Origin of the sequence: Hoyosella levis (assembly GCF_026008515.1) — a bacterium.
GTDB lineage: Bacteria > Actinomycetota > Actinomycetes > Mycobacteriales > Mycobacteriaceae > Lolliginicoccus > Lolliginicoccus levis.
Genome location: NZ_BQYM01000022.1, coordinates 1 through 9,566 on the forward strand (window position 1 = coordinate 1; position 9,566 = coordinate 9,566).

Here is a 9,566-nt window from a genome sequence, read left to right on the forward strand (position 1 = left end):
GATCGTCGATGAGCTGCCGCCGCAGGCGCAGCGGGCGATCCGCAAGGAGCTCGAGGAGCACGAGGCGTCGGAGCATGGGGCGTCGGAGCGTGAGGCGGCGGAGCGTGCGGGGAGCAACCAATGACGCGCGCCACCAGCGCCCCGGAAAGTCGAATTGAGGATCAGTCTTGACGGTTCAAGTTGTCTCTAACAAGAAGGGACTGATCGCGGACGCGGTCAACGAGATCGGCGGTCTCGTGACATTTGCCGCGCAGACCTTTCTCACGGGCCTGGCCGCGATCCTGCGCGGCAGGTTCCCGCTCGCGGAGTTCGTCGGCCAGACCGTGTTTCTCGTGCGTGTCTGCTTCTGGCCATCGCTGCTGCTGATGCTGCCGATCGGTGTGGTCATCGCCGTGATGATGGGTGGCCTCGCTGGTCGCATTGGTGCTGCCCAGTACTCGGGAGCGGTGGTGTCCTTCGTCATCATCGGGCAGGCAGCCGCTCTGGTGACCGCGTTGATCGTGGCGGGCGTCGGTGGCGCTGCCATCGTGTCGGACCTCGGTGCTCGCACCATTCGCGAGGAGATCGACGCGATGCAGGTCATGAGCATGGACGTCGTCGAGCGCGTCGTCGTGCCGCGCGTGTTCGCCCTCGTGTTCGTGGCCCTGTCGATGTGCGCGATCGTGTCGTTCTCCGGGATCTTGTTCACCTATGCCTACCAAGTGGTCGGCGTTGGTGAATCCCAGGGAGGATTCCTGCTCACGCTGCAGGCCTACGGCCGTACCACTGACTTCGTCATGGCGCTGTTCAAGTCGTTCTGCTTCGGCGTGGCCTGCTCGATCATCGCCGCGTACAAGGGAACGCAGACCAGGGGCGGCTCCTCGGGCGTGGCCAACTCGGTGAACGAGGCCGTGGTGATGATGTTCATCGCTGTGTTCGTGGTCAACGTGGTCCTCACCCAGATGTACATCGTGGTCGTCCCAGCGGTTGGAGAGTACATATGACGACGACAGACGCAGGAGTGCGGCTGAAGCAGCTGTCCAAGGGGACGGTTGGCCGGTTGAAGAACTCGCTCGAGGCCATCGATGGCCACGTCATGTTCGGCGTGAAGATGTTCGCCGGCATCCCACTGGTGCTCACCAGGTACCGCAAGCACGTTGTCACCGAGATCGGCAACATCAGTTTCGGCAAGGCCTCGCTGCTCTCGGGCGGTGGCACCATCGGCGTGGTGGCGGGCATGGCCATTGTTGCGGCCGTGATGGTCTCGATCGAGATCCACCGCGCGCTCGGCCTGCTCGGCTTCACCGCGCTGTCTGGCCTCGCCGGCTCGATCGCCAACACGCAGGCGCTCGCCCCGCTGATCGCATCGCTCGCTATCGCGGCCAAGGTCGGAACGGGCTTCACCGCCCAGCTCGGCTCGATGCGGGTCTCCGAGGAGATCGACGCGCTCGACGTGCTCGGCGTGCCCTCCATCCCGTTCCTCGCCTCGGTGCGCATGGTGGCGATGCTGGTCATCATCGCGCCCGTGTACATGGTTGGACTGCTCGGCGCCTACCTCGCGTCGCGGCTGGTCATCGTGAACATGCTGGGGGAGTCATCGGGAACGTATGACTACTACTTCCGGCAATCCATCACCCCGGAGTTCTTCGCGTACTCGGTGCTGATGACGGTGATCTTCTCGATCATCATCGCCGTGATCTGCTGCTCCTACGGCTACAACGCCGGTGGCGGCCCCGAAGGCGTGGGGCGCGCGGCTGGAACAGCGGTCCGCACCACGATCCTGACGATCGCGCTCGCCGCCATGGTGCTGATCTTCGGCCTCTACGGCCTGACACCAACGATTCCGGGAATGGGGCTTGAATAGATGAAGTCGATTCGTGGATTGATCATTGGCGTCCTCATCCTTGTCGTTTCAGGATTGATGATCGCTCGCGGTGCCGGGGCGCTTGACCGATCGCCCAAGATCTACGTCGAGGTACCCGCCGTGGTGGTGGGCGCCGATGGAACCAACAACGAGCCGGGCCTCCTGCTCGGCTCCAACAACGCGGTGCGCTTCGAGGGCGTCATCGTCGGCCGCATGTCCAAGCTCGAGACCGGCCTGACCAACGACCAGGGCGAGACCTACTCCCTCGTGGAGATGCAGATCGACGAGGATGTCCTGCGCAACATGCCCGACGACACCCTCGTTCGCGTCGTCCCGCGCACCATCTTCGGCGACAACGAGCTACATCTCGTGGCGCCGTACCAGCAAGCCGCCGATGGACGCTCGACGTCGACCCTCGAGCCGGGCGAGACCATCGCCCTCGATACCGGCGAAGAGGCACAGCAGCTCTACAACGTCTACGAGAAGGTCATGCGGGCGGTGTACGAGCTCAATATCGACAAGTCCATCCAGGGCTTGCGCGAGCTGCCCCAGGAGCCGGGGTGGTTGTCGATGAGCCGGGCGAGCACATCGGCAACCTCATCGTCCAGGGTGGCGATCTGCTCGAGTCCTTCCAGCCCATGATCGACGGAAATGTCATCCCGGACCTGCGCCGCGTCGCGGAGAACGTCGACGGGGCCCTGCCCGACGTCGTCGACACCCTTGACCAGTCAGCAGTGCTCGCCGATATCCTCACCAGCCGCGAAGAGGGCCTGCGAGACGTATTCGTCTCCGGTGCCGCGTTCTCCGGCGATGTCGAATCCCTGTTCGCCGTGATCAAGGACGACACGATCGTTGTCATCGACGGCCTCGTGAAGACTGGCAATGCCGTCAACCAGGGCCAGGGCATCGACGGCGTGCTCAATAGCCTCGGCGAGCTCGGCGGAGGCCTTGGCCCCGCGATCCAGGCCGGCAAGCTCAAGGTCACCTTTGTGGCAACTTTCGAGGAACCAATGCCCTATACCCCAGCAGATTGTCCCCAGTACCCCGGGTTGTCATCGCCCACTTGCGGGCCAGCAACACCGCGGACCACGAACCGGTCCGCGCTCTCGGACCTCATGCCGTTCGTTCCCGTCTCGGGCAACGTCCAGCAGCTTGATCCGCTCGCCGCGATCGAGCAGGAGCTCATGCGGGCCGTTCCGGGATTCACCCCGGCTTCCGCGACGACCGGTGCGCCTAGCGCCCCGACCGCGCTGATGCTCGGGCCCCTCGTCCGTGGAGCGGTGGTGGAAGTCCAGTGAAGCTCAGCAGAGGAGCCCTGATCGGGCTTGCCCTATTCCTGGTGCTCGTGCTGTTCACCTCGTTCAGCGTGTGGCAGACGCTCAGCCCGCCCGTTGATGGCAGCGAGGACCGCTACGAGGCCGAGTTCACCGACATCACCAGCCTCAAGCCCGGCGACGACGTCACCCTCGCCGGCGTGCGCGTCGGCAAGGTCCGTGGCGTGAGCTGGGAGCAGCAGGACGACGGTCGCGTCAACGCGGTCGTGGAGTTCGGCATCGAGGACCACATCGAGCTCACCGAGGCCGCCACTGCCCAGGTGAAGTTCGCCGACATGCTCGGCGTGCGGTACATGGGCATCGTGGATCCCGGCGGCGCGCCGGACCTCGAGCCAGGCGGACGCTTCCTCACCGAGGGCAAGCCGCCCACCGATGTGACGGAGCTGTTCAACGGCTTCCGGCCGGTCTTCCGGATCATCGACCCGCCACGGCTCAATGAGCTCGCGGCCTCGATCATCGAGGCGCTCGACGGCAACACCGACGTGTTCGAGGCCATGCTGCGCGGCATGCTTGATGTCGCCAATGTGACCCTCGCCCGACAAGCCGAGATCGAGGTGCTCGCCGAAACGCTGCCGGATGCCCTCAAGATGATCAACGACCGCAACGATGACGTGGCGGCCGCGATCGAGGGCGTCGCGAACCTGACCGACAAGATGGCGAGCCGCAACCAGGACGTCATCGCGGTGCTCGACCAGGGCGGATCCACGATGGACAAGCTCGCCACCCTTCTTGACACGACCATGCCGGACCTGCAACGCAGCATCTCGGCAGGAACCGCGGTCAGCCAGGAGTGGAGCGCGAACAATGCCGAGTACGTGCAGTTGCTCGCCAGCCTGGAACGCGCCGCGAAGGCCGTGAACCACTATGGCGAGTACGGCTCCTGGATCAACATCTACATGTGTAACCTCACAGTCCGCGCTGGCGGCGCCGCAGTCGATCCGTTCGCCGCGGTCGGCGGAACCCAATCGGAGGTGTGCCAATGATCCGGTGGATCAAGAACCTCAACCAGCAACTCGTCGGCTCCGGCATCTCGAAGATCTACGTGACCCGCCCCGGGCTCATCGGCGCGGTCGCGCTGGCCGCCCTCATCGCGGTGCTGTTGATCGCTGCGTTCTTCCCGACGGCGATCTACAACCTGCGCACCAAGGGCTACTCGATCGCTCTGGAGAGCTCCGGTGGAGTCTCGGCCGGCGACCCCGTCTATGTCGCGGGCTATCCCGCGGGCCGCGTCGAGGCCGTGGAGATCGAGGGCGACGAGGTGGTCGCTGATTTCCGTGTCGACCGGTCGATCGAACTTGGATCGGCCACGGAGGGCGAGATCAAGCTGCGCACCATCCTCGGTGCCTACTACCTCGACGTGCGGCCCAAGGGCGACGGCGAGCTCGCCGATGGGCGGATCCCGCTCGAGCGGTCCGGAGTGCCGTTCAGCTTCGACGAGATCGCGCGTAGCGCCTACAACGCCACCCGGACGGACGACCCTGACCGGGAAACGATCGATTACCAGCAGCTTTCTGATCTCGCCGATCTCGCCTACGAGTCCATCCCGGACCGGCAGCTCGCCGAGGAGGCGCTCAACGCGCTCGGAGACGCGGCGGCCGTCATCAACGACAATGGCGAGCAGATCGACGAGATCCTCGAGCAGGGCCGTGACCTCGCGGTCCTCGTCGACGGGCAGCAGGATTCGATCGAGGTCCTCTTCGACCAGGGCGCCGTGATCTTCGGAACCCTGGGCGCGCGGGCACAGCTGCTCAGTGGACTCATCACCGACCTCGAGACCGTTGCGGACCGTGTCACCGGCCTGCTCACTGACGAGCCAGGGGAGATCGACACCCTGCTGACCAGTGTGCAGCAGGTCACCACCATGCTCGCGTCGGAGGCCGATGCACTCGACCGCAGCATGCAGGAGCTCGCCCCGGCATTCCGGACGCTCACCGATGCCACCGGCAACGGGCCCTGGCTGGACGTCACGTTCCCGGCCGGCCCGCTCCCGGACAACTTGCTCTGCCTGATTGGCGCGATGGAAGGATGCCGATAAATGAGCGCAGATCCAAGCGTGCAGACCAAAGGCGGGAAGGCCGGCAAGCTGCTGGCTCTCCTGCTGGTCGCGGTCCTCGTCATCGCGCTGGTGTGGTTCATGTTCATTCGTGACAACCGCAAGACGATCTTCGGCGAGTTCGAAGTCGCTACCGGCCTCTACATCGACAACGAGGTGCGCCTCCTAGGCGTGGAGATCGGCAAGGTCTCCGAGATCACCCCCTCGGCGAAGGGCGTGCTCGTCGAGATGAAGGTCGAGGACGATGTTGCCATCCCGGCCAACGTCAGTGCCCTCATCACCAACCGCACACTGGTCGCCGATCGCTATGTCGAGCTGGTCCTTCCCCCGCGGGAGGAGCGCTACGGGGATCTCTCGGAGGGGTCTACGATCCCGATGGAGAACACCGACGTTCCCATCGACTACGACATGCTGCTGACCTCGGCCAAGGACCTCGCGGACTCGCTCGCGGGCGAGGAGGAGCTCGGCAACATCCGCGAGACGGTCGAGAAGATGGGCAATGCCTTCGAGGGGCTCGGACCGGATGCGAACCGGGCCATCGCCGAGTTCGCAGGTGCCACCCGCACCCTCGCGGGCAGCTCCGAGGAGATCGACGAGCTGCTCGAGGTATTCGGCCGCATCGCACGGATGCTCTCCGACCGCGAGGCCGAGATCCGTCAGTTCACCACATCGCTCACCGTGCTCGCGGCCGAGGCAGGCCGCCAGGACGTTGATCTCGGGAACATGATCTCCCAGATCAGGACCATGTTCGATGAGGCAGACAGGCTGGTCACCGAGCGCGGTGGTGACTTCACCCAGATGGTGCAATCGACTGATGTGCTCGCCAATGTGCTCGCGAGCCGCCAGGTCGAGCTCGCGGAGCTTATCGATATCGCTCCGACGCTAGGCCAGAACGCATCGAACGTCATCACGCCCGACGGGAAGGCGCGCATTCGCCTCAACATCTCGTCGGACCTGCGGCAGTTGCCGGGGCTTGCCCGGCTCTGCGGCCAGGCGCCCGCGTCGTTCTGCACCGGTGCCGGATTCACCAACCCGATCTCCTTTCCAGTCAGCTACTCCGATCCGCTGAACATCGGACAGCTCTTGAACAACGGCGCAGGGGGAGGACGATGATCAAACCGGCCCGAAAGCTCGCGATAGCAGGATTGCTCATCATGCCCACCACGATGGCAGTGGCAGGCTGCTCGGTCGGCATGCAGAACATCGACTTCGACGCCGTCCAGGGCAAGGAGGTCTACCCGCTCGAGGTAGAGCTCGAGACCGCCGATCTGCTCATGGTCGGTAGCGAGGTCCGGCTCGGCCAGCAGATGCTCGGCAGGGTGACCGACCTGAGCACCGATGTGGCCTCCGACGGGCGGCGGATCGCAGTGGCGAGCATCAGCCTCCCCACTGATGTCGAGCTCCCGCGCAACGCCACTATTACCGTGGAGCTTCCCAACACGCTGGGCAACCCGTACCTGCGGGTGCGCATGCCCGAGGATGAAGCCCCCATGGCTCCCTACCAGCCCGAGGATCGTATTCCCGAGAGCCAGACCTTCCGTGGCCCTGACCTCGAGAACGCGCTGGCAAGCCTCGCCCTCGTGCTGAGCGAGGGGGGAGTGGGAAGCCTGGAGGTCATCGCGAACGAGATGGAGCTCGCCATCGGTGGGCGCGGCGACGACATCCGCCGCACCGTGTCGGCGCTACGCGATACAGCGCAGATCCTCGAGTCCCGGTCGGAGGATATCGACCGGATCCTGGTGGCCGCGTCGAACTCTTCCGCGCGCATCGCGGATGAGCAGGAAACCTTCGACAACAGCCTCGATGCCGCGTTGCCGGTGTTCGACCAGCTGATCGACCAGTGGGACGAGATCGCTGATCTCCTCGCGCGCCTCGCCTCGATGTCTGGCGAGATCGATCAGGTCATGACAGCTTCGGAGGATGATCTCCTCGCGCTGCCAGCAGAGCTCGCGGAGCTGCTCGAGGCGCTCGAGCGGACCGACATCCGCTCGGTGATCGTCCCGCTCGCGGATCTGCTCGGCAAGCTCGACGATGCGCGCTCCGGCGACTACCTGCGCATTGATGGAGATGCGGATGTTCCGGAGCTGCTCAACAATCTCGTGGTCGGTGGAGAGCCGATCCAGACTGGAGGCGGACGATGAGACGCAGCACGAAGGTCCAGCTCGCGCTGTTCATCGCGATGGCGCTGTTCATCATCCCGTTCGGTACCCGGTACGCGCTCGGCTCGCAGTTCCTGAGCCTCGGCACCATCGGGCTCGGCGATCGCCCCACCAAGGCCACTGCCTACTTCGACGATGGCCGGGGCCTCGGCCCTGGAACCGTGGTCACTTATCAGGGCGTGGTGATCGGCAAGATCAAGGAGATCGCGCCGGTCGCTCCCGAGGAGGTGCGTCGGATCCAGACCGAGGAAGGCGAGGTCGTCCTGCCCGTGCGCGTGGACTTCCAGCTCGACCCGGGCGTCGAGATCCCCAGGAACGTCACCCCTGTCTCGACGATCCTCAACGTTGCCGGACTGGTCAACCTCGAGCTGAGGCCCCAGGAGGACAGCGAGACGGGGGCGATACTGAGCAACGGCGACGAGCTGCTCGTGGATCCGAGCCTGCAGCGCGTCAGCTTCCGGGAGGTTCTCGTATCGGTCAACGAGGTCGTGGACACCCTCGATGTGGAGTCGCTCGACGCGCTGCTGACCATGCTCGGCGATACTTTTGCCGGGCGTGGAGAGGACATCGGCGACATCATTGACAACGTCGGCGAGCTCGCTGATGTATTCGACAAGCACGGCGAGACGGTGGACTGGCTGGGCACCGAGGGCCCCGCGACCATGGCGCTGATCGCGGACGCGTCGGACTCGATGCCCTCGTCCTTCGCCACGTTCAACACCTGGAGCCGCCAGCTCATCGAGGCGCGCCCCGATCTCGAGGGGCTCATCGATACGGGGCCGGGCTCGATGCGTCGGGTGGCTGACCTCATCGCGAGCAACGAGGCGGGCCTCGACAGCATGATGGATGGCTGGGGCGACGTCGTGCCGGTTCTCGGTGACCGCCAGTCCGCTCTGCAGGCATTCGTTAGCGACTTCCCGGCTGGTGTGCGCGAAGTAGCGGGCATCGCGCCCGGCGGAGTGGCAGGGTTCGACGTGGTCGTGACGCAGGGACCCGTGTGCTACTACGAGACCACGCGCCGTACCGTGGCCGACAACACCGTTCGCGAGCCCAACAGGTCCGTGTACTGCCCGCCTGGCCCCGACCGTGGCCAGCGTGGTGCCGCTACGGCACCCCGCCCGAATGGTCTCGGCCTGGTGGGCTACACCACGCCAGGGCTCGAGACCGGGCCCCCGATCGCGTCGGACCCATTGATCCTCGGACCGGCGAGCCGGACCGCGCTCGATGGATTGCGCGACGCTGGCGTGCTGCCGCGCTAGCTAGTTGCCATGGAGGCGTTGTCGCGCCTCCCCGATGAAGGAGCTCCAGAAATTAATCAGTCCGACCACGACGCTCGGTCAACGACCAAGGACAGCAAAGGCCAGCGGCGGGGAGGTGCAGCAGGCTACCTGCTTGCTGCGCTCTTCGCTGTGATCGCAGCGGTGCTGGGCTTCCTCTACTGGGATGCCACGAGCAACGGCGAGGACGCGCTGCGCGAGGAAGCAGTAGCCGCGGCCACCGAGTACGGGGTACTGATCGGCACCTACGATCACGCTGACCTCAAGGCCAATGTGGAATCGGTGCGCGCAATCTCGACCGACAGCTACGCGGAGGAGTACGAGATGATCTCTGCTGAGCTCGAGGCCGCGGTCGCGGCGTTCGAGGCCAAGTCGGTTGGCACCGTCACCCATGCCGCGGTCGAGAGCATCAGCGAGGACTCGGCCACCGTACTTGTCTTCCTCGACCAGGATGTCAACACCAACCAGCTCGAGGAGGAGGGTGTCACGGTGAGCCGACTGGTCATGACGCTGGCCCGGGAGGATACCCGCTGGCTCCTCGACGGTGCCGAGCCCGCATAGCAATACACGCCTGAATAATCCCGAATGCCTGGTTGCTGATGGTGCAGCCAGGCGTTCGGAACGATGGTCGATCCGCATCACTGGTGCGGACGCGTACGTATTCGTTCACCTGCTGTTTGTCAAGGTGACGAGTCGAGAACTTTGTCCCCAATTTGGGGGTTGTTGCGATGCGCTTCATCACTATCCAGTAACGTGCTGAGTCACGTGCATCGCATGTAGTGCGTTAGAGTGACGCCACCCACACTGTTCGGTGTTGTGGCCTAGCTGGGAGGTTCCGTGGGAGTCGAGGTCGCGGTCGAGGGTCTGACTAAGTCATTCGGATCGACGAATATCTGGTCC

The 9,566-nt window shown here is 64.9% G+C and carries 10 protein-coding genes; all 10 read left to right on the forward strand.

Annotation, left to right across the window (positions count from 1 at the left end; all coding sequences use genetic code 11):
* The first annotated feature begins 167 nt into the window (after window positions 1-167).
* The 10 genes from QC765_RS16315 to QC765_RS16360 all read left to right on the forward strand — a co-directional run bounded on the left by QC765_RS16315 (window position 168) and on the right by QC765_RS16360 (window position 9,227).
* The gene (locus tag QC765_RS16315; RefSeq protein ID WP_278315495.1) at window positions 168-983 is read left to right on the forward strand and encodes an MlaE family ABC transporter permease; all 816 of its coding nucleotides are present in this window, start codon (window positions 168-170) and stop codon (window positions 981-983) included.
* Complete coding sequence (locus QC765_RS16320; protein ID WP_278315496.1) at window positions 980-1,843, forward strand: ABC transporter permease; 864 nt, start codon at window positions 980-982, stop codon at window positions 1,841-1,843. The genes QC765_RS16315 and QC765_RS16320 overlap by 4 nt, the downstream gene beginning before the upstream one ends.
* Window positions 1,844-2,485, forward strand: a complete 642-nt coding sequence (locus QC765_RS16325; RefSeq protein WP_278315497.1) for an MlaD family protein — start codon at window positions 1,844-1,846, stop codon at window positions 2,483-2,485. It begins immediately after the preceding gene.
* Window positions 2,404-3,141 carry an MCE family protein gene (locus QC765_RS16330; protein WP_278315498.1) on the forward strand — a complete coding sequence of 246 codons (738 nt, stop codon included), beginning with the start codon at window positions 2,404-2,406 and terminating at the stop codon, window positions 3,139-3,141. Before QC765_RS16325 ends, QC765_RS16330 begins: the two co-directional genes overlap by 82 nt.
* Complete coding sequence (locus tag QC765_RS16335) at window positions 3,138-4,160, forward strand: MlaD family protein (protein ID WP_278315499.1); 1,023 nt, start codon at window positions 3,138-3,140, stop codon at window positions 4,158-4,160. The genes QC765_RS16330 and QC765_RS16335 overlap by 4 nt, the downstream gene beginning before the upstream one ends.
* Window positions 4,157-5,212 carry an MlaD family protein gene (locus QC765_RS16340; RefSeq protein ID WP_278315500.1) on the forward strand — a complete coding sequence of 352 codons (1,056 nt, stop codon included), beginning with the start codon at window positions 4,157-4,159 and terminating at the stop codon, window positions 5,210-5,212. Before QC765_RS16335 ends, QC765_RS16340 begins: the two co-directional genes overlap by 4 nt.
* Window positions 5,213-6,343 carry an MCE family protein gene (locus tag QC765_RS16345; RefSeq protein WP_278315501.1) on the forward strand — a complete coding sequence of 377 codons (1,131 nt, stop codon included), beginning with the start codon at window positions 5,213-5,215 and terminating at the stop codon, window positions 6,341-6,343.
* A gap of 41 nt (window positions 6,344-6,384) precedes the next feature.
* On the forward strand, window positions 6,385-7,371 hold the full coding sequence (locus tag QC765_RS16350) for an MCE family protein (RefSeq protein ID WP_278315502.1): 987 nt from the start codon (window positions 6,385-6,387) through the stop codon (window positions 7,369-7,371).
* Window positions 7,368-8,648 (forward strand): MlaD family protein, encoded by a 1,281-nt coding sequence (locus QC765_RS16355; protein ID WP_278315503.1) that lies wholly within the window; start codon window positions 7,368-7,370, stop codon window positions 8,646-8,648. Before QC765_RS16350 ends, QC765_RS16355 begins: the two co-directional genes overlap by 4 nt.
* A gap of 150 nt (window positions 8,649-8,798) precedes the next feature.
* Window positions 8,799-9,227 carry an Rv1363c family protein gene (locus tag QC765_RS16360; RefSeq protein WP_278315504.1) on the forward strand — a complete coding sequence of 143 codons (429 nt, stop codon included), beginning with the start codon at window positions 8,799-8,801 and terminating at the stop codon, window positions 9,225-9,227.
* The last annotated feature ends 339 nt before the right edge of the window (window positions 9,228-9,566 follow it).